Raw genomic sequence first — 19,782 nt, 5'->3', positions numbered from 1 at the left:
CATGGCTGAAACGCTCGACCTCGATCATTTGCGGCAATGGATCGGCCGTACCAATGAGGTTTCCGACATCGTCACCGCGCAACTGACAAAGGGCTTGCGCGCGACCTTGTTTCAGGAGATCGGCGAGCCGAAGCCGGGTGATGCTGCGCCCTTCACCACCCATTGGTGCCTCGGGCAGCCGGTCTATCCGATGTCGGAACTGGGCCCCGACGGCCATCCCACCCGCGGCGGTTTCCTGCCGCCGGTACCGCTGCCGCGCCGGATGTGGGCCGGCGGCGAACTGGAATTCGTCGATGCGCTTCGCGTCGGCGACGTCGCAAAGCGTACTTCGCGGATTTCCGACGTCACCATGAAGACCGGCTCGACCGGCGTGTTGTGTTTTGTCTCGGTGCAGCACGAAGTGACGACGTCGCGCGGCCTGGCGATCCGCGAGCGGCAGGACATCGTCTACCGTGACGTCTCAGGCCCGGCACAGGCCGCGCCCGCCAAATCGCCGCCACCGCAGCCGGTGGCGCAACATCAGGAGAAGCACGTATCCGATCCGGTGCTGCTGTTTCGGTATTCGGCGCTGACCTTTAACGGCCACCGCATCCATTACGACCGCGACTATGTCACCAAGGTCGAGGGCTATCCCGGTTTGATCTTCCACGGCCCGCTGCAGGCGAGTTTCATCGTCGAACTGGCGGCGAAACTTCATGGCGGACAGCCACCAAGGAAGCTCAGCTATCGCGGCGTGCAACCGTTGTTCGAGGGCAGCGAATTCTCGATCAACGCCACCGCGACGGATAACGGCATGGAGCTGTGGATTGCCAACGCCGAGGGCCAGCCGACCATGAAGGGCACCGCGAATTGGTGAGTTACTAGATCGTCATTGCGAGCGAAGCGAAGCAATCCAGTCTTGCTTTTGGGCCCATGGATTGCTTCGTCGCTTCGCTCCTCGCAATGACGTGGAGCACAAGGTCATACCGCGATGTCCCGCACACCAACAAAACCCACCGCCACCACCGTCAAGCACGCCACGCTCGACCTGCTCCGCGCGTTCGGCATCCGGAAAGTGTTCGGCAATCCCGGCTCGACCGAATTGCCGTTCCTGAGCGACTGGCCCGACGACATCGACTATGTGCTGGGCTTGCAGGAGGCCGCCGTGATCGGGATGGCCGATGGCTACGCGCAAGCAACCCGCAACGCCAGTTTCGTCAACCTGCATTCCGCAGCCGGCGTCGGCAACGCGCTCGGCAACATCTATAACGCCTATCGCAACCAGACCCCGCTGGTGATCACGGCGGGCCAGCAGGCCCGCAGCATCATGCCGCTGCAGGCGTTTCTGTATGCCGAGCGCGCCTCTGAATTTCCGCGGCCTTACGTCAAATTCAGCGTCGAGCCGGCGCGGCCCGAGGATGTGCCGACCGCGATCGCGCGTGCTTATTACGTGGCGATGCAGCCGCCCTGTGGACCGACCTTCGTTTCGGTCCCGATCGATGACTGGACCCACCAGACCCAGCCGGTCGAAGCCCGTAACGTGAGCCGCGAGCTCGGCCCTGATGCGAGCGCGATGCAGGCGCTGGTCGCAGCACTTGCCAGCAGCCAACGCCCCGCGCTTGTGATCGGCCCCGCGGTCGATCGCGCGCAGGCGGTCGACCTCGCGGTCCGCGTCGCGGAGAAGGCCAAGGCCGCGGTGTGGGTCAGTCCGTTCTCGGCGCGGTGTTCGTTTCCGGAGCGGCACCCGCAATTCGCGGGCTTCCTGCATGCTTCGCCAGGACAATTATCCAGCGCGCTGCGCGACCATGACGTGGTGGTGGTGATCGGCGCGCCGGTGTTCACGTTTCACGTCGAGGGCCATGCCGAGATCTTCGACGGCGCGACCGCGCTGTTCCAGATCACCGACGACCCGACTGCCGCGGCGGTCACGCCGCACGGCACCAGCATCATCGCCACCATGAAGCCGGCGCTGGCGATGCTGATCGATTTGCTGCCCGATACAAAACGCGCGGTGCCGACGGGTCGGGCGCTGCCGCCCGCGCCGCAAGCCGCCGAACCTATCCCGGTTGAATATCTGCTGCATGCGCTCTCGATCGCGATGCCGGATGACGCCGTGCTGGTGGAGGAAGCCCCATCGCATCGTCCGGCGATGCAAAAGTTCATGCCGATGCGCGGCCAGGACAGCTTTTGCACCATGGCGAGCGGCGGCCTCGGATTTGGGCTGCCGGCCGCGGTCGGCACCGCGCTCGGCCGTCCCGGGATCAGGACCGTGTGCCTGATTGGTGATGGTTCGGCGATGTATTCGATCCAGGCGCTGTGGACTGCCGCCCAACGCAAGCTGCCGCTGACGGTGGTGGTGATCAACAATTCAGGCTATGGCGCGATGCGCTCGTTCAGCCAGGTGATGCAGGTGCGCAATGTGCCCGGCCTCGATTTGCCCGGCATCGACTTCGTCGCGATCGCGCAAGGCATGGGATGCGACGCCGTGCGGGTCAGCCAATCGTCGGAGCTTGCGGGTGCGCTCAAACGCGGGCTCGCGTTTGAAGGCACCAGCCTGATCGAAGTGATGGTGGATTCGGCGGTGCCGCTGCTTTACGCGCACAAGAGTTAGCGGTGGCATCATCTTGAAGGGATGTGAAGCTATCTCCGCCGTCATCCTGAGGTGCGCACCATCTTTGGCGCGCCTCGAAGGATGGTGTTCAGCGTAGTGCCCGCGGCCATCCTTCGAGGCTCGCAAGAGCTCGCACCTCAGGATGACGTCGGGGATGATGGCTTCTGCGCCTCCTCACCATGAGGTATCGTTTTTCATGAAGCCAGAAAGCCCCCGTCCGCGGCCAGCACATGGCCGACCACGTAGGATGCGGCGCCGGAGAGCAGCCAGATCACGGCTTCGGCGACTTCCGTAGGCTCGCCCATCCGTCGCAGCGGCAGCCCTGCCGCGACACTCGACATGTCGCCCACGCCTGAACGCAGCATCATGTCGGTGACGACGCGGCCCGGCGCGATCGCGTTGATGCCGACACCGCGCGGCGCCGCCTCCATCGCCGCCGAGCGCATCAACGACATCACCGCCGCCTTCGAAGCCGAGTAGAGCGACAGGCCAGGATTCGGATTCCGGACGCCGCTCACCGATGCGTTGATGACGATCCGGCCCTGCCCCTGCGCGAACATTACCGGCAGTTGATGCCGAAGGCACAGGAAGACCGAACGCACATTGCTATCGAATACCTCGTCATAGACGGAATTGTGCTGCGCCTCGAGCGGGGCGCGCCGTTCCTGGAAACCGGCATTGTTGAACGCGGCATCGAGCCTGCCGTAATGCGCGACCGTCGTCCCGACCAGACGCGCGACCTCATCCTCTTGCGTGACGTCGGTGCGGACCGCCAGCGCCTGCGCGCCGAGCGTTCGGCATTCGGCGGCGGCCGCTTCAATCTCCGCCTCACGCCGGCCCGCGATCACGACCGCCGCGGCGCCCTCTTCGGCCATCTTGAGGGCGGATGCCCGGCCAATGCCGCTGCCGCCGCCCGTGACTAAACAGACCTTTCCGGTCATCCGGCCCATGCCCGTATTCCGAGGCCTGTCCGCCACCAATGTCTCGCTCATGACACCCAACTCCTGGAAGCCGCGCAACTCCTGGAATCCTCCAGCTCCCACGGGCCGCGCTGCTTGCCCGCCATATAGTTGTATGGTACAACTATTTCATTGGAGTCAATCGATGCTTTCCGCAGAGCTGCCCCTGATCGACGATATTCGCGCCGCTTCCCGGCAGATGGTCCGCGAGTTCGGCTTCATGCAGCAGACGCTGGCCGCGACCGATTATCCACCGTCGGCCGTTCATTCCATCCTCGAGATCGGCACCAGCGGGCCGATGACCTCGGGTCAACTGGCCGAATTGCTGCACCTGGAGAAATCCAGCGTCAGCCGGATGGTTCGAAAGCTGATCGAATGCGGCGAACTGAAAGAGACGTCCGATGCGGACGACGCCCGGATCAAGCCGCTGTCGCTGACTTCAAAGGGACGGCGCACCCTTGCCGCGCTTCATGATTTCGGCCGGCGGCAAGTTTCCGACGCGCTCGCGCGGCTGCCCGAGGCCGAGCGCAAGCTGGTGCGCCAGGGACTGATGATCTATGCCCGCGCGCTGGCGGCAGCGCGCGTCACCGAGGCCGAAGCAGCGTAGCTAGATATGTTCCGCCGCGTGCGCGGCGAGCAGGGTATCGGCTTCGGCTTGTTCGCTGCTGGTCTTGTTGAAAAAGGCATTGAGCAACACGGCCGTGATCGACGTCAGGATGATGCCGTCGCCGAAGATCGGCTTCAACGTGTCCGGGAAGACGTGGAAGAAGGTCGGCGACACGATCGGGATCAGGCCAAAGCCGATCGAGATCGCGACGACAAGCACGTTATTGCGCTGACCGGCGTAGTCCACACCCGCCAGGATCTTGATGCCGGTCGCCGCCACCATGCCGAACATGATGAAGCCGGCTCCGCCGAGCACGCATTGCGGCACCGACGCGACGATAAAGGCGAGTTTGGGAATAAGGCCCAGCACCAGCATGATGACGCCGCCGGCCACGCAGACCCAGCGGCTGTAGACGCCGGTGACGCCGACCAGGCCGATGTTCTGCGAATACGACACATAGGGAAACGTGTTGAACACGGCCCCGATGATGGTGCCGAGCGAGTCGGCGCGGAGGCCGCGCTTGACGTCCTGGGGTTCGACCTTGCGGCCGGTCATGGCGCCGAGCGCGAGAAACATTCCGGTCGCCTCGATGAAGACGATGGTCATGACGAGGCACATGGTCAGGCAGGGGATCAGATAGAATTCCGGGAACCCGAATTGCAGCGGCAAAACGATCCGGACCAGCGGCTCGTTTTGAATGCCGGAAAAATCAGTCCAGCCGAGCGCGATGGTGACGAGATAGCCGACCGTGATTCCAATCAGCACGGCCATGTTCTGCAGGAAACCGCTGGCGAATTTGATGACGGTCAGAATGACGGCCAGCACCAATGCGGCGATCAGCAGATAACCCGCGGCGCCGAAATCCGCCGATGCCGCGCCGCCGCCGGCCCAGTTAACGCCGACCCGCATCAGCACCACGCCGATCATGGTGATGATGGTTCCGGTCACCACGGCAGGAAAGAACCTGAGGACATGTCTGACGAACGGGGCGACGCAAAGCCCGAAGATGCCGCCGACGAGAACGGCGCCATAGATCCCGGTCAGGCCGACGCCGGGCATCGCCGCCATGGCCAGCATCGGCGAGATCGCCACCGCGGTGACGCCCATGATGATGGGCAGGCGAATGCCAAAAGGACCAAAACCGATGGTCTGGATCAGCGTCGCAATTCCGCAGGCGAACAGGTCGGCGTTGATGAGCATCGCGATCTGGTCCTTTGGCAGGTGCAACGCCCCGCCCAGGATCAACGGCACCGCGACCGCATTGGCGTACATCACCAGCACATGCTGGAGGCCGAGGGCAAACAGCTTTGGCAGGGGCAACATTTCGTCGACAGGATGGACAGACGTCGTCATCGGAGCTCTCCATGCGTGCAATATTTTCATATTGCATGCAGTTTTGCTCCTTTGCATGCCCATGTTATTAGCTGACGTTGCACAAAAATGCTTCTACCCGATGCCGGCTCGCGGATTAGCTCGCAGCCTCATCCTGAGAGCCTGTGAAGCTATCTCGACCGTCACCGTCATCCAGAGGTGCGAGCTCTTGCGAGCCTCGAAGGATGTTGTTCAGCGCCGTGCGCGCGGCCATCCTTCGAGACGGCGCTTCGCGCCTCCTCAGGATGACGGAGGTTACGAGCCTCATCCTGAGGAGCGGCTTCTTGGCCGCGTCTCGAAGGATGGCCGCACGTTCTCGCGTCAGGCCTTATCTGAAACCTTGACGGGTTTGCGCGAGCCACCTTTTTTAGGCGGCGCCGCTTCTGACCGCAGCGTGAAGCCGGTCATCGGAATATGGGCGTATCGAAGTTCAGGCTTACCGCCATGCTTGAACCCGAGTTGCGACATCAGGAGTTCTTCCGCCATCGTTATCAAGACCGGCGGGTATTCGCCAATGATCAAGGCGGCGCGTTCGAGGGTCATGGTACTTCTCTCGTCCAACAGCATTTGATACATCACGCTGATGGGGCGCACGTGCTCGAATGTGACGTCCTTCTTCCAGTATTTTTCGCCGGAGTCGCGCACCACTTTGGCGGCGTCACTGACGCGGGGGTACGTTCGCCAGTTCTCCCGGCTGAAACTTCCGCATTCCAGATAAAGCGAGATCCCGCAGAGCATTTTATTGAGAGAGAAGCTCATCCTGGCGCCCACTTTGGCACAATCGATCAGCGCATTGATCAAGATGCGCGCCTTCTTCGAATCGAGCGAATCGCCGTGGATCGAGTATCGCATGGCTTCAGGTTGTCAGTTTGAACGCGATTGAGGGAGCGGCTGTTTTGGAATGTTCTTCACTGATGCCCGCTATCTTCATTCACTTCCCGTAGGCTTCGCGCATCTTGGCCTGGATCTTCGCCATGCCGGCGATCCAGCGATCGTAGTTTTCGGTCTTCTTGCGCATATAGCCAAGCACTTGCGGGTGCGGCAAAATGACAAATGTCTCCTGCTCCAGCCCCGCCAACACGTCTTGCGCGACCTGTTCCGGCGTCAGATCGCCGTCGCCGGATTGCGGGCCCTTTGGGATAGACCGGAGCATGTTGGTGTCGACGCCCTGCGGGCACAGGATCGACACCTTGATGCCGTCGGCGCGGTGGGAGATCGCGAGGTTCTCGGCAAATCCGACCGCGGCGTGTTTTGTCGTGGAATAGGCCGGGCTGCCGACCTGCGACAACAGCCCCGCCGCCGAGATGGTGTTGAGGAAATAGCCGCCGCCGCGTGCCTTCATGCGCGGGATCAGATGCCGCGCGGCATAGACATGCGCCATGACATGAACGGCCCAACTGCGCGACCAGGGTTCGTCGGAGCTGCCCCCGGCATTGACCGACATCGGATCGAAGCCGCCGCCGATGCCCGCGTTGGAGCAGAACAGCGCAATCGGGCCAAACTGATGTTCGGTTTCCTCGATGACGTGAAGGACATCCTTCTCCTTCCCGACATCGCATTTGAAGGCGGCGCCACCGATCGGCGTGGCAACGGCGCGCGCGCCGTCGGGATCGATATCGACCACCACCACCTTGGCCGCGCCGGCGCGATGGAAGGCTTCGCACAGCGCCTTGCCGATGCCATTGCCACCTCCGGTCACGACCACGACTTTACCGGCGACCTGCATCGTCACGCTCCCTGGTGAGGTTTATCTTCGTTGCTTCGGTCTGGATCGGCGGAGCTTGCAAGGCTCAGGTCATGACCAGATCGAGCACGGCCGTATAATGGCACGCCGCGCCCAGAAGCACAAAACAATGCCAGATCGCGTTCTGGAACCGCAACCGCTGCCAGGCATGGAAGATCACGCCCAGGCTATACAGCAACCCGCCCGCCGCCACGAAGCACAGCGCAAATGTCGGCAAGGTGGCGACGACGCGGCCCGAGAGCATGATGCCGCTCCAGCCCATCGCCAGATAAAGCCCGACCGACAAGCGGTCGAAGCGTCCCGGCAGCGTCAGCTTGAGCGCGATGCCGACGATCGCGACGCACCAGACGCCGGCCAGCAGCACCATGGCCATGACGCTGTCCTTCAATTCCATGATGACCGGCGTGTAGGTCGCCGCGATCAACAGATAGATCGCCGAATGATCGAACCGCCGCAGCACCCATTTGGCGCGCGAGACCGGCCACAGATTATAGGTCGCCGACAGCACCAGCATCGCCAGCAAACCCGCGACGTAGACCGATACCACGGCGACATCGAGCGCGGTGGCATAGACCGCCGTCAGCACGATCAGCACGGTGGCCGCGATCAGCCCGCCGAACACCCCGATCGCGTGCACGATGCCATCGGCGATCAACTCAGCGCGGTCGTAATTCCAGCGCACGGCACCCGCCACCGCGTGGGCGGAGGTCGAGGCCATCTGCTTCAGTCTGAAGATCGTCATGGCGGCCGGATCGACTTTCGCAAGGAAACGCTGAATAAGTGAGCAGCGGAATATAGGGTTCTAAACATAGGTCTCGGAGGGTCAACGAACCGTTCAAAGGCCCCCTCAGAAATCCTCGCACGACAATCGGGTCGGAAGTGTGAAGCTTGATTTTACCCGCTTTATCGCCATTTTTTAGCTCACCCGCTGCCTCCGCTTCGAGCACCCTCCCTGATGGCCCCTAGGTTTTCCAAAATTGTCGAGGAAGCACGCCTGTCGGCGCGGGCGCTGCTCGACTATGGCGAGCATTTGTTCAACCCGACGGTCCGGCTTGGCGTCACCGGGCTGTCACGCGCCGGCAAGACCGTGTTCATCACCGCGCTGGTTCACGGCCTGACCCGCGGCGGCCGCTTTCCGGTATTCGAGGCCTTCGCATCGGGGCGCATTGCCCGCGCCCGGCTCGCGCCGCAGCCCGACGACGCGGTGCCGCGTTTCGATTACGAGAACCACGTCCGCACCCTGATCGCGGATCGGCACTGGCCCAGTTCCACCGTCGACATCAGCGAACTGCGGCTGGTCATCGATTATCAGCGGCACAATGGCGCCGACCGCACGCTGACGCTCGACATCGTCGACTATCCCGGCGAATGGCTGCTCGATCTGCCGCTACTCAACAAGAGCTACCAGCAATGGTCCGCCGAGAGCCTGGCGCTGTCGCGCGAAGGCCCGCGCGCGAAACTGGCGGCGCCATGGCACGCCCAGCTTGCGCCCTTGAAGGCCGAGGGTCCCGCCGACGAGCAGGCGGCGCTGGCCTCGGCGCGGCTGTTCACCGAATATCTGCGCGCCTGCCGCGACGAACGCTTTGCCATGAGCCTGCTGCCGCCGGGGCGCTTTCTGATGCCGGGCAACCTCGCGGGCTCGCCGGCGCTGACGTTCGCGCCGCTCGATGTGCCGGCGGATGACGCCGCCCCCGACGGCTCGCTATGGGCGATGATGGTGCGGCGCTTTGAGGCCTACAAGGACGTCGTGATCCGGCCGTTCTTTCGCAATCATTTCTCGCGGCTCGATCGCCAGATCGTGCTGGTCGATGCGCTGGCGGCCTTCAATGCCGGCCCCGAGGCGCTGCACGACCTCGAAGCAGCGCTGGCGGGAATCCTGGATTGCTTCCGGATCGGGCGCTCGACGCTGTTCAGCAATCTGTTCCGGCCGCGCATCGACCGGATATTATTTGCGGCGACCAAAGCCGACCATCTGCATCAGTCGAGCCATGATCGGCTGGAGGCGATCCTGCGACGAACGGTCGCAAAAGCCGTGAGCCGCGCCGAATATGCCGAGGCCGAGATCGACGTGGTGGCGCTGGCCGCGGTGCGTGCCACCCGCGAGGCGATGGTGGCGCGTGGCCGCGACAGGCTGCCCTCGATCCTGGGCACGCCGGCCTCAGGCGAGCGCGTCGATGGCGAAACCTTCGACGGCAGCACCGAGGTCGCGACCTTTCCGGGCGACCTGCCCGCCGATCCGGAACAGCTTTTCAGCGGCGAAGGCGCCTTTCACGGCCTCTCCAGCGCCCCCCCGGAGAAGACCGATTTTCGCTTTCTGCGCTTTCGGCCGCCGCTGCTCGACCATCCGGGCACTGAGGCTCCCGCTCTGCCTCACATCCGCCTTGACCGCGCCCTCCAGTTCCTGATCGGAGACAAACTGCAATGAGCGAGCGATCGCCTCATCGGCGCCCCCAGACCTTCAAGCTCGACGATCCCGATGTCGTCGTGATGGACCCCGATGACCAAAGCCGCCCGGCCCGCGGCGCCATTCGCGTCACGCCCGAACCGGACCCTGCACTGCTGCCGGTGCCGCTAGAACCTATGCCGATGCTGCCGGCGCGCCCCGGTCTGCGCTGGGGCGCGGTGTTCTGGACGGCGTTGGGCGGACTGGTGCTGCTCGGGCTCGGCCTCAGCCTCGCGCATCTGATCGAGGATCTGTTCGCGCGCAGCGAGGGCCTTGGTTTCCTCGGGCTGGGTTTTGCCTTTGTCGCAGCGCTGGCGCTGACCATCGTGATCGCGCGCGAAGCCTTCGGCCTGGCGCGGCTCGCCACCATCGAGAAGATGCATCTGCGCGCCACGGACGTGCTGCGCAGCGACGACCGCGCCGCCAGCCGGACCATCGTCACGGAGCTTCTCAAGCTGGCGCACCAGAACCCGCAACTGGCGCGCGCCCGCGCCACCTTGCAAGGCCATGCTGACGACGTCATCGACGGCGCCGACATGATCAAACTGGCCGAGCGCGAATTGATGGCGCCGCTCGATCAGGAAGCGCGCCGCCTGGTCTCATCGGCAGCCCAGCGCGTCTCGGTTGTCACCGCCGTCAGCCCGCGCGCGCTGATCGATATTCTCTTCGTATTCGTGGCGTCGTTGCGGATGATCCGGCAACTGGCGCGGCTCTATGGCGGCCGGCCGGGCACGCTCGGCATGATCCGGCTATTACGCCACGTCATCGCCCATCTCGCCGTCACCGGCGGCATGGCGGCGAGCGACAGCATGATCCAGCAGATGCTGGGCCACGGCATCGCGGCCAAATTGTCCGAACGCCTCGGCGAGGGCATCCTCAACGGCCTGCTTACCGCCCGGCTCGGCCTCGCCGCCATCGACGTCACCCGCCCACTACCGTTCACCGCCCTGCCACGCCCCGCTTTGACCGATCTCGCCAAGGATTTGCTGCGCAAGCGCGACGATGGCGAGGGGTGAACTGAGCAGTCATGGTTCGAGACGGCGCGCCGGACAACGCAAGTGCACTGCCGGGAGGGTGCCTCCTCATCATCAGGCCGAAGAGCGGCGCGCCGACGCCTAAACATCCGCCACCCTCATCCTGAGGAGCGGCGTTTTCGCCGCGTCTCGAAGGATGGCCGCAAGCACGCATCTGAATTGACAAATGTGCCGATCGATCCATCATGAGGCCTGCGCTTACTGAACGTTTCAAACGCGAGCATTTCGCAATGAACGACGGGGCCTACCTTTATATCCTCCGATGTGCCGACGGCAGTTATTACGTCGGAACAACTCGCTCGACGCTTGAAATTAGGATCGCCCAGCACAACGACGGAACATTCGGGGGATATACGCAGGCGCGCCGGCCGGTAGAACTGGTGTTCTCGCAATGGTTCGATCGAGTCACGGATGCGATCGAAAACGAGCGCAAGATCAAGAAATGGAGCCGGGCAAAGAAGCAGGCGTCCATCCGAGGCGACATAGCCGCGTTGCAGGAGCTGTCGCGGCGCAAAACTCTTCATCCTTCGAGACGCCCGCCAATCGCGGGCTCCTCAGGATGAAGGCGTCGGACGTTTCGCCATCGGCGCTCCGTTCTTCGGCCTCATGGTGAGGAGGCGCTCTTGCGCCGTCTCGAACCATGACTGCTCTGCATCATCGCTAGCGCCCCTGGTACTTGCGGCCATCCTTCGAGACGCGGCCAAGGGGCCGCTCCTCAGGATGAGGTTCCCATCGGCATCGATCGGAAAATCGCCGGCCAGCACGCGCCAGCGGAACAGCGGCGAATCCGGAGGCGGCGACAGTTCCGGGGTCCAGCCGGTTAGTTTTTCCAGCGCGTAGGTATCCATCACCAGCCCGCGCCAGGCCCGCTGGACCTGTTCGAGCGGCTCGCGCACCGCGGTGGTGGAAGCCCATACCGGATTGGCGTTGTCGGGCTCGCGCGCGACATAAATCCCGGCATGCCCCCTGATCAAATCCATCCCGGGATCGCGAAAGCCCATGAAGCGGCCGCGCTCGTTGATCTGGACCACCGGCACCTGGTCCTTGAAATACCAGCGCATCATGGCGTAGGTCCGGTAATCCGTGGTCGCAATCCAGCTCGCGCCGGTCTTGCGCAGTTCGGCCTGCGCCCGCTCCGCGACCTGCTCGTAACCCGCCTCGCCGCCGATCGGATCGTTGCGGCCGATGAAATTCCAGGGAATGGCGACGTAATAAAGAAACACCCCGACGACGAAGACGATCCCGGTCACCACCGCGGCCCTGACCCAGAAGATCGTCGCTCTGACCATCCATGCCGGCCAATCTTCGCTTGGCGGCATCGCGATATTGATCGCAGTGGCGGCCAAGCCGGCCGGCCACAGAAACGCCGGCCAGGTATCGCCGACCCGCAACGTCGTCGACTTCCAGAAGAAATAGCAGAAGGGAACGATGACGCAGGTCGACAGCAGGATCGGCACCGCCTCGCGCCGGCGATATCCGCGCCAGGCCGTCAGCACCACGCCCGACAACACCACCGGTAGCATCACGAACCCGACCAGCCCAAACTGGATGCCGATGAACTCGCCGACCGTGCGAAGCGACCATTCGTGGGTCGCCACCGCGCGCACGAACTGGAATCGGAACGACGCCCAGTCGTGCTCGCTGTTCCAGATCAGCACCGGCAGGAAAATCGCGACCGCGATCAGCGCCGCGAGCCAGGGCAACGGGCTCTTCAGCCAGCGCCATCGCCAGGCCGGCACCAGCGTGAAGGCCACGACCGCCGGAAGCAGCATGATGAACGTGAATTTCGACAATAGCGCCAGCCCCGCGAACAATCCCGCGGCCAGCCACCAGCGCGCATCGCCGCTCGCGCTGAGCCGGACCAGCGCCCACAGCGTCGCCACCGCGAACGGGATCATCGCCACGTCGGGCGAGACCTTGGCCATCAACAGCCCGTAATAAAGCGCGGCCTCAGGCATCAACAGCGCCAGCACGACGGCCCTGGCGTCGCGGGTCATGCGCCGCACGATGTCGGCGAGCAATAGTTGCGTGACCAGCATGGCCACCACGCCGGCAAACCGCACGCCCAAAGTGGTGTCGCCGAAGATCGCGGTGCCGAAACGGATGAACCACGCGATCATCGGCGGATGATCGAGGAACGAGAGCACGTTCTCCTTCGACCAGGTCCAGTAATAGGCCTCGTCGGTCCGCAGATCGATCACGCCGGCGAAGATCAGGCGCATCGCCGTCATCGCGGCAATCAGCGTGACGACGCCCGGCCATGATTCAAGGAACGAACCCAGCCGACGGGCGGCACGGTACGGCCTGACGCTGGTATCGGGCGAGGCAATCGTCATGGGGCCTTCTCGCCCGCTCCGAATGGGGTGTCAACGTGCGGACGATTAAACGTGGAGGGTGTGGATCAAGTTGCGTCGCGTCATTTTGCGTCGGGCGCCGGGACGACGGCGAAAAGCTGTTCAGTCCGGGAATAAAACTCTACCATCGCCGATATCCATTAACTGAATCAGATGATCGCAGCCGTCCGCTCCCAGTTCGCAAGATCTTTTCGTGGCATCGGCCTCCGGCAGATTCGCTTGGCCTGTGGCCTGGTGCTGTTTACCTATCTGCTCAGCCATTTCCTCAACCACGCGCTTGGCAACATCTCGATGGCGGCGCTGGCCAAGGGGCTGCATTACCACATCCTGTTCTGGCGATTTCCCCCGGTTGCGATCGTGTTCTATGGCGCGGCTCTGGTTCACGCCGCATTGGGCATCTGGGCGCTGTACCAGCGCCGGCAATTTCACTGGCGCGCGATCGAGCCGCTGCAGCTCGTTCTCGGTTTGAGCATCCCCGCGCTGATCGTCGCGCATGTCGTCGGGGCGCGGCTCGGCCAGTCGCTCTTCGCCCATGAAAAGCTCTATCCGCAGGAGCTTTATTCGTTCTGGGTCGCACGCCCGTACCGGGTATGGCTGATGTCCGCGGTGCTGGTCATCGCCTGGGTTCACGGCAGTATCGGGCTTTATTTCTGGCTGCGGATGAAGGCCTTTTTCAAACGTGCCGCGCCGTTCCTGCTGGCCGCGGCGGTGCTGGTTCCGACGCTGGCGCTGTTGGGCTTTTATCAGGGCGGCCGCAGCGTCGCAGCCGACAGCAGCAATCCGGACTGGCGGACCAGCAATCTTTCCGAGCGCCAGGTCGGCACGCCGGCCCAGCAAAAGACGCTCGACGATATCGCCGATGACCTGTTGATCGGCTATCTCGCTTTGATCGCCCTGGTGCTGCTGGCAAAGGGCGCGCGCGCGCTGTACGAGCGGCGCGGCGGCATGATCACCCTGTCCTATGGCAATGGCCGCGCGGTTCGGGTGCCGAAGGGCCTCAGCGTGCTGGAAGCGAGCCTGCGCCACAACGTACCGCACGCCAGTGTTTGCGGTGGCCGCGCCCGCTGCTCGACGTGCCGCATCCGGGTGATCGGCGACTATGGAACATTGCCGGAACCGTCGCCGCGGGAAGCCTTCATCCTGAACCGCGGCCGAACCGCCGATCCGTCGGTCAGGCTCGCCTGCCAGTTGCGTCCGACCGAAGACCTGTCGTTCTTCCAGCTCTTCATGCCGCATTTGATGTCGGCCAACGCCCACGCCTCGCAGCCGCAACGGATCGGCCAGGAGCGTTATCTCGTCAGCATGTTCGTCGACATGCGCGGCTCGACAAAACTCGCGGAACAGCGGCTGCCGTTCGATACGGTCTTTATCGTCAACCGGTTCCTGAGCGCGGTGTCGCAGGCGGTGATCGAATGCGGCGGACAGCCCAACCAGTTCATCGGTGACGGAGAGCTGGCGCTGTTCGGGCTGCAGACCAGCCCGCAGGTCGCCTGCCGCCAGGCGCTGAAGGCGGCAGCGTTGATCGCCGTCAATATCGAGGAATTGAATCGATTCCTCAGCCACGATTTGCACGAGCCGATCGGCTTCGGCATCGGCATTCACGGCGGCGAGGTGATCATCGGGGACATCGGCTACCGTGAGCACATGGTGTTCACCGCGCTCGGCGACGCGGTCAATGTCGCGGCGAGGTTGCAGGACATGACCAAGAGCCTGGCTTGCGAAGCGATCCTCTCCGAAGAGGTTCGCATCACCGCCGGGCTTGCGGCAGAGAGTTTGCCCGAGCAGGAAGTTGCGATCCGCGGCCGCTCCGGTCCGATGATCGTGCGCACCGTCAGCGCCGCGAAGACATTGTCCGCGCTGATCGACGACCACGCCATCGTCGCGGCGTAGCTTTTATTTTTGACGCGTTACGGCTACCGCCTGCGCACCTTCAACGTCTGCTATTGATCGTAATTAGGACGCTTCGTTCCAAACTCCCCGGCCGTCGTGCACGGTCGGGGGGTTTTGTTTTTTCGCAACGCAGCATCGGCAAAATGCCGCCGGGTGCGCGAGGCGCGCGCGGGATGTTGGGTAAGTTTTTCCTTAAAACCGGGCGGCCGAGCGTTTCGCCGTGGCTAAAAAAATGCCTCGGGACGGGTAAAATCGGCAAAAAGTGCGAAATGCGCCGCGATTATGATCGTTTTCCGCCAGAATCGGGATGTCGTTTAAGCTCTATCAAGGCTCGCGCAGACCGCGTATCGTACGCTGGTCGGGCATGCCGGTTTGCGGGGACTGGCAGCTCGTGATCAATTTTTGATCCCGCGGAGACGACGTGATGGCTAAAGGTACTGTGAAGTGGTTCAACGCGACCAAGGGTTATGGGTTTATCCAGCCTTCAAGTGGCGGCAAGGACGTTTTCGTTCATATTTCGGCAGTCGAAAAAGCTGGCCTGTCAACGCTCAACGAAGGACAGACGGTGGAATACGAAGAGGTAGCCAATCGCGGCAAGACCTCGGCTGAGAACCTCAAGGTTTAGGCCAAAGACTGTAGTGTCGGGGCTTTAAGTTCGCGACTGTCAGGTCAAGACTTCAACTTCGAGACTTTAAGTTTAAAAAATTGAGATCACGGCGGCACCCTCTCGGACGTAATCCGGGAGCGGGGCTTGCGGGTACATCTCCCACAAACACAACGCCCGGCAGGAGCAAGCGCGTGCTCTTGCACGCATGGCCAGTCGCGTGCTCTCGCACGCATGTCATCGCCTGTGCATTGCGTTGTATCTGGCGCAATTTGCGAAGCGCGCGGTTTTTCAATCTTCCTTCATCCACTGGACCAGCGTCATGACATCCGGCGGCTGCGCATAGCCGCGCGGCCACATGTCCACCACCCACTCGACCTTGGTCGCGCGCTCGACCAGCACCGCGGTGTTGTGCGGCAGCTGCAACACCAGCGGATTGCCGCGATAATGCGGGTCGCCGACCGTATGAAACTTGAACAGTCCCCATTCCTGCAACACGAGCAATAGGCTGGTGGTGTTGCGGGTGGTGTCCCAGCAATCGTAATTATGCTTGTCGTCCATCGCGCGCACGTCGGCATTGGCGACGCGTTTGTTGGTCCCGAGGATCGGGCCCATGCGGCGATCGAACCAGATCACGGCCTGCTGTACCGCCGCCCGTTCCGCCGCGGCCGAGGCGCGGCCGGCGGCGAGGATCCGCGTCAGGGTGCCACGGTCGCCGGGCGTGAAGGCGAGGATTTCGCGGCGCCGGCACACGAAGCTGTAGCAGACCGTCATCGATGCCGCCGAGGGCGGGTAGATCGACACCGTGCTGTACAGCGCCGCCTGCGGGGCCGTCAGTTCGGTCGCGCCCGCCGGCAGCGGCACAACGGCCAGCACCGAGCCGATCAACGGCAGCACGAATCCACGAATCGCAAATCCGCCAAACGCCGTGCGTCCGCCCCGTCCGCTGGATCGCTTTCGCCTGTCCGAGAATGTCATCCGCCGCCGCGTTTCCCATCAAAAAATCGCGCGAAATCTATCGCAGCGGTTTGGCGATTGAAAGCCAGTGTCCATATAGAATGAGGAAACTTCAGGTCGTGCCATGACGTCTGATGCAGCATCCTCGGTCCCATTCAAGGCACCCTATGCGCCGGACGATCGCCTGATCGCGGCCCGGTTGCTCGAAACCGCTGGGCTGGACGCAGCGCGGGAAAAGCGGATCGACGCCACGGCCACGTGCCTGATCGGGGCGATCAGGGCCAATGACGACCCGCTCGGCGGCGTCGAGGATATGCTTCGCGAGTTCGCGCTGTCGACCAAAGAGGGCCTCGCACTGATGGTGCTCGCGGAAGCCCTGCTGCGCGTGCCCGACAGCCGTACCGCCGATCGCTTCATCGAGGACAAGCTTGGCCAGGGCGACTTCGTCCACCACGAAACCCGATCCAGCGCGTTCCTGGTCAACGCGTCGGCATGGGCCCTCGGTGTATCCGCCCGTGTGATCAAGCCCGGTGAAACCCCACAAGGCACCATCGGACGGTTGGCCAAGCGCCTGGGCGTGCCTGCGGTGCGCGCGGCGACACGGCAGGCGATGCGGCTGATGGGCAGCCATTTCGTGCTCGGCGAAACCATCGAATCGGCGCTGGCGCGGGCGCAGCCGCACAGGATGCCGGCGCCGCGATATTCCTTCGACATGCTCGGCGAAGGCGCGCGTACGGCAAATGACGCTGCGCGCTATTTCTTGTCCTATGCCAGCGCCATCGAAGCCATCGGCCGCGGTGCCGGCGAACGGCCGCTGCCCGACCGGCCCGGCATCTCGGTCAAACTCTCGGCGCTGCATCCGCGCTATGAAGCGGTGAGCCACGCACGCGTGATGAGCGAATTGGTGCCGCGTCTGGTCGAACTGGCGCGCCAGGCCAAGACCTATGACCTGAACTTCACGGTCGATGCCGAGGAAGCCGACCGGCTGGAACTATCGCTCGACGTGATCGCGGCGGCGCTCGGCGACGCATCGCTGGCGGGCTGGGACGGTTTTGGGCTTGCAATCCAAGCCTATCAGAAACGCGCCGGCGACGTCATCGACTATGTCGACGGCCTCGCGCGAACGCTGAACCGGCGGATGATGGTGCGTCTGGTCAAGGGCGCCTATTGGGACACCGAGATCAAGCGCGCGCAGGAGCGCGGTCTCGACGACTATCCGCTGTTCACCCGCAAGGCGATGACCGACCTGAACTATGTCGCCTGCGCCCGCAAACTGCTGGCGCTGCGGCCGCGCATCTTCCCGCAATTCGCCACCCACAACGCACTGACGGTTGCGACATTGATCGAGCTTGCGGACGGCAGCGACGGATTCGAATTCCAGCGCCTGCACGGCATGGGCGAAGCGCTGTACGCCCAATTGAGCGGGGATCGCCCGGATCTCGCTTGTCGCACCTATGCGCCGGTCGGCAGCCACCGCGATCTGCTGGCCTATCTGGTGCGGCGGCTGCTGGAGAACGGCGCCAATTCGTCCTTTGTGGCGCTCGCCGCCGACGACAAGGTGCCGGTGGCAAATTTGCTGCGCCGGCCGGCCGATATCATAGGCTCCGCGGACCATGCGCGACATCCGGAGATTCCGCTGCCGCGCGATCTGTACCGGCCGCAGCGGATCAATTCGCGCGGCATCGAGTTCGGTGAACGCACAGCGTTGAGCCAATTGACATCAGCCATTGCCGGCGACCCTACGGCGGTCGATCGCGTCAGCGAGACCAGTGCGGACGACGCAAGCCGCATGGTCGCGATCGGCCGCGCGGGCTTTGCAACATGGAGCCGGACGCCCGCCGAAAGGCGCGCCGCGATCCTGGAGCAGGCGGCCGAGCTGCTCGAAGCTCGCTCGGCGCATTTCATCGCGCTGCTGCAATCCGAAGGCGGCAAGACGCTCGACGACGCGCTCTCGGAAGTCCGCGAGGCCGCTGATTTCTGCCGCTACTACGCCGCCGAAGGCCGCAAACAGTTCGGCGCGGGCGAAGCGATGCCGGGCCCGACCGGGGAAAGCAATGTGCTGCGATGGCGCGGCCGCGGCGTGTTCATCGCGATATCGCCGTGGAATTTCCCGCTGGCGATCTTTCTGGGGCAAGTTACGGCGGCGCTGATGGCCGGCAATAGCGTGGTCGCCAAGCCCGCCGAACAGACGCCGTTGATCGCGGCGGAGGCCGCCCGTGTGCTGCACGAGGCCGGCGTCCCCACTTCAGTGCTGCATCTGGCGCAAGGCGACGGCCGAATCGGCGCGGCACTGGTCGCCGATCCCGCCATCGCAGGCGTGGTGTTTACCGGTTCAACCGAGGTGGCGCGATCGATCAACCGGGCATTGGCGGCCAAGGACGGCCCGATCGTGCCGCTGATCGCGGAAACCGGCGGCATCAATGCGATGATCGTCGATGCCACCGCGTTGCCCGAGCAGGTCGCCGACGATGTCGTGACCTCGGCCTTTCGTTCGGCCGGCCAACGCTGCTCGGCCTTGCGGCTGCTATACGTACAGGACGAGGTCGCCGATCGCATGATCGAGATGATCGCGGGTGCCGCGCGCGAACTGAAGATCGGCGACGCGCGCGACCCGTCGGTGCATATCGGGCCGGTGATCGAAGCGGAAGCCAAAGCGCGGCTGGAGGCCCATATTGCCCGCATGAAGCGAGAGGCTCGCGTGCATCTCGCAAGCGCCGCGCCCGACGGTAATTACGTTGCACCGCATATTTTTGAATTGTCGGACGCCGTTCAGCTCACCGAGGAAGTGTTCGGCCCGGTGTTGCATGTGGTGCGCTACCCGGCGGACGGACTCGATGCCGTCCTGCGATCGATCGAGCGCACCGGTTACGGATTGACGCTCGGCATTCACTCGCGGATCGACGATACCGTCGAGGACGTGATCGACCGTCTCCAGGCCGGCAACGTCTATGTCAACCGCAACATGATCGGCGCGGTGGTCGGCGTACAGCCGTTCGGCGGCCATGGATTGTCCGGCACCGGCCCGAAGGCCGGCGGCCCGCATTATTTGGCCCGCTTCGCCACCGAACAGACCGTGACCATCAACACCGCCGCCGCCGGCGGCAATGCGGCGTTGCTGTCGGGCGGGGAGTAGGAAGCGCAACGGTCGTCATCCTCGGGACGAACGCAATTGCGTTCACCCGTGAGGTACGCCCGCAACGGGTTCGCCGTCATCCTGAGGCGCGAGCTC

General features: G+C 63.7%; 16 protein-coding genes. 9 read left to right on the top strand and 7 right to left on the bottom strand.

Going from position 1 to position 19,782, the window contains the following annotated elements:
* Window position 1: 1 nt before the first annotated feature.
* Window positions 2-856 carry an HTD2 family dehydratase gene (locus tag GSQ88_RS33525; protein ID WP_159012524.1) on the top strand — a complete coding sequence of 285 codons (855 nt, stop codon included), beginning with the start codon at window positions 2-4 and terminating at the stop codon, window positions 854-856.
* Window positions 857-970: 114 nt separating this feature from the next.
* On the top strand, window positions 971-2,590 hold the full coding sequence (gene mdlC, locus GSQ88_RS33520) for a benzoylformate decarboxylase (RefSeq protein ID WP_159012523.1): 1,620 nt from the start codon (window positions 971-973) through the stop codon (window positions 2,588-2,590).
* A 194-nt stretch (window positions 2,591-2,784) separates the two neighbouring features.
* Here the strand turns inward: mdlC and GSQ88_RS33515 are convergent, their stop codons facing one another.
* Entirely contained in the window at window positions 2,785-3,531 is a 747-nt protein-coding gene (locus GSQ88_RS33515; RefSeq protein WP_159012791.1) for an SDR family NAD(P)-dependent oxidoreductase, read from the bottom strand.
* 163 nt (window positions 3,532-3,694) lie between these two features.
* Here GSQ88_RS33515 and GSQ88_RS33510 point away from each other — a divergent pair, with 163 nt between their 5' ends.
* A complete protein-coding gene (locus GSQ88_RS33510; RefSeq protein WP_159012522.1) occupies window positions 3,695-4,156 on the top strand; it encodes a MarR family winged helix-turn-helix transcriptional regulator in 462 nt (153 codons plus the stop codon).
* Here GSQ88_RS33510 and GSQ88_RS33505 read toward each other — a convergent pair whose 3' ends face one another.
* From GSQ88_RS33505 to trhA, 4 genes are all read right to left on the bottom strand, one after another.
* The gene (locus tag GSQ88_RS33505) at window positions 4,157-5,509 is read right to left on the bottom strand and encodes a nucleobase:cation symporter-2 family protein (RefSeq protein ID WP_159012521.1); all 1,353 of its coding nucleotides are present in this window, start codon (window positions 5,507-5,509) and stop codon (window positions 4,157-4,159) included. It lies immediately after the preceding gene.
* A gap of 339 nt (window positions 5,510-5,848) precedes the next feature.
* Complete coding sequence (locus tag GSQ88_RS33500) at window positions 5,849-6,379, bottom strand: hypothetical protein (protein WP_159012520.1); 531 nt, start codon at window positions 6,377-6,379, stop codon at window positions 5,849-5,851.
* A 79-nt stretch (window positions 6,380-6,458) separates the two neighbouring features.
* Complete coding sequence (locus tag GSQ88_RS33495) at window positions 6,459-7,253, bottom strand: SDR family oxidoreductase (protein ID WP_159012519.1); 795 nt, start codon at window positions 7,251-7,253, stop codon at window positions 6,459-6,461.
* A 64-nt stretch (window positions 7,254-7,317) separates the two neighbouring features.
* Window positions 7,318-8,013, bottom strand: coding sequence for a PAQR family membrane homeostasis protein TrhA (gene trhA, locus GSQ88_RS33490; RefSeq protein ID WP_159012518.1), 696 nt, complete (start codon window positions 8,011-8,013; stop codon window positions 7,318-7,320).
* A gap of 213 nt (window positions 8,014-8,226) precedes the next feature.
* On the opposite strand from trhA, the gene GSQ88_RS33485 reads away from it, so the two are divergent.
* From GSQ88_RS33485 to GSQ88_RS33475, 3 genes are all read left to right on the top strand, one after another.
* A complete protein-coding gene (locus GSQ88_RS33485; protein ID WP_159012517.1) occupies window positions 8,227-9,696 on the top strand; it encodes a YcjX family GTP-binding protein in 1,470 nt (489 codons plus the stop codon).
* A complete protein-coding gene (locus GSQ88_RS33480) occupies window positions 9,693-10,730 on the top strand; it encodes a YcjF family protein (RefSeq protein ID WP_159012516.1) in 1,038 nt (345 codons plus the stop codon). Before GSQ88_RS33485 ends, GSQ88_RS33480 begins: the two co-directional genes overlap by 4 nt.
* Window positions 10,731-10,978: 248 nt before the next feature.
* Window positions 10,979-11,311 (top strand): GIY-YIG nuclease family protein, encoded by a 333-nt coding sequence (locus GSQ88_RS33475; RefSeq protein ID WP_159012515.1) that lies wholly within the window; start codon window positions 10,979-10,981, stop codon window positions 11,309-11,311.
* Here GSQ88_RS33475 and GSQ88_RS33470 read toward each other — a convergent pair.
* Window positions 11,303-13,084: a glycosyltransferase family 39 protein gene (locus tag GSQ88_RS33470; RefSeq protein ID WP_159012514.1), complete on the bottom strand. Its 1,782-nt coding sequence runs from the start codon at window positions 13,082-13,084 to the stop codon at window positions 11,303-11,305. The two genes, GSQ88_RS33475 and GSQ88_RS33470, sit on opposite strands and share 9 nt — an antisense overlap.
* A 171-nt stretch (window positions 13,085-13,255) precedes the next feature.
* Here GSQ88_RS33470 and GSQ88_RS33465 point away from each other — a divergent pair, with 171 nt between their 5' ends.
* Window positions 13,256-14,992 (top strand): adenylate/guanylate cyclase domain-containing protein, encoded by a 1,737-nt coding sequence (locus GSQ88_RS33465; RefSeq protein WP_159012513.1) that lies wholly within the window; start codon window positions 13,256-13,258, stop codon window positions 14,990-14,992.
* 424 nt (window positions 14,993-15,416) lie between these two features.
* Window positions 15,417-15,617 carry a cold-shock protein gene (locus tag GSQ88_RS33460; RefSeq protein WP_159012512.1) on the top strand — a complete coding sequence of 67 codons (201 nt, stop codon included), beginning with the start codon at window positions 15,417-15,419 and terminating at the stop codon, window positions 15,615-15,617.
* A 270-nt stretch (window positions 15,618-15,887) separates the two neighbouring features.
* Here the strand turns inward: GSQ88_RS33460 and GSQ88_RS33455 are convergent, their stop codons facing one another.
* On the bottom strand, window positions 15,888-16,574 hold the full coding sequence (locus GSQ88_RS33455; protein ID WP_246785192.1) for a hypothetical protein: 687 nt from the start codon (window positions 16,572-16,574) through the stop codon (window positions 15,888-15,890).
* A gap of 103 nt (window positions 16,575-16,677) precedes the next feature.
* Between GSQ88_RS33455 and putA the strand changes: the two genes are divergently transcribed.
* Window positions 16,678-19,686, top strand: coding sequence for a bifunctional proline dehydrogenase/L-glutamate gamma-semialdehyde dehydrogenase PutA (gene putA / locus GSQ88_RS33450; protein ID WP_159012511.1), 3,009 nt, complete (start codon window positions 16,678-16,680; stop codon window positions 19,684-19,686).
* The last annotated feature ends 96 nt before the right edge of the window (window positions 19,687-19,782 follow it).

Source organism: Bradyrhizobium sp. S69 (assembly GCF_009766005.1).
GTDB lineage: Bacteria > Pseudomonadota > Alphaproteobacteria > Rhizobiales > Xanthobacteraceae > Bradyrhizobium.
This window is presented reverse-complemented; position numbering and strand designations above follow the sequence as displayed.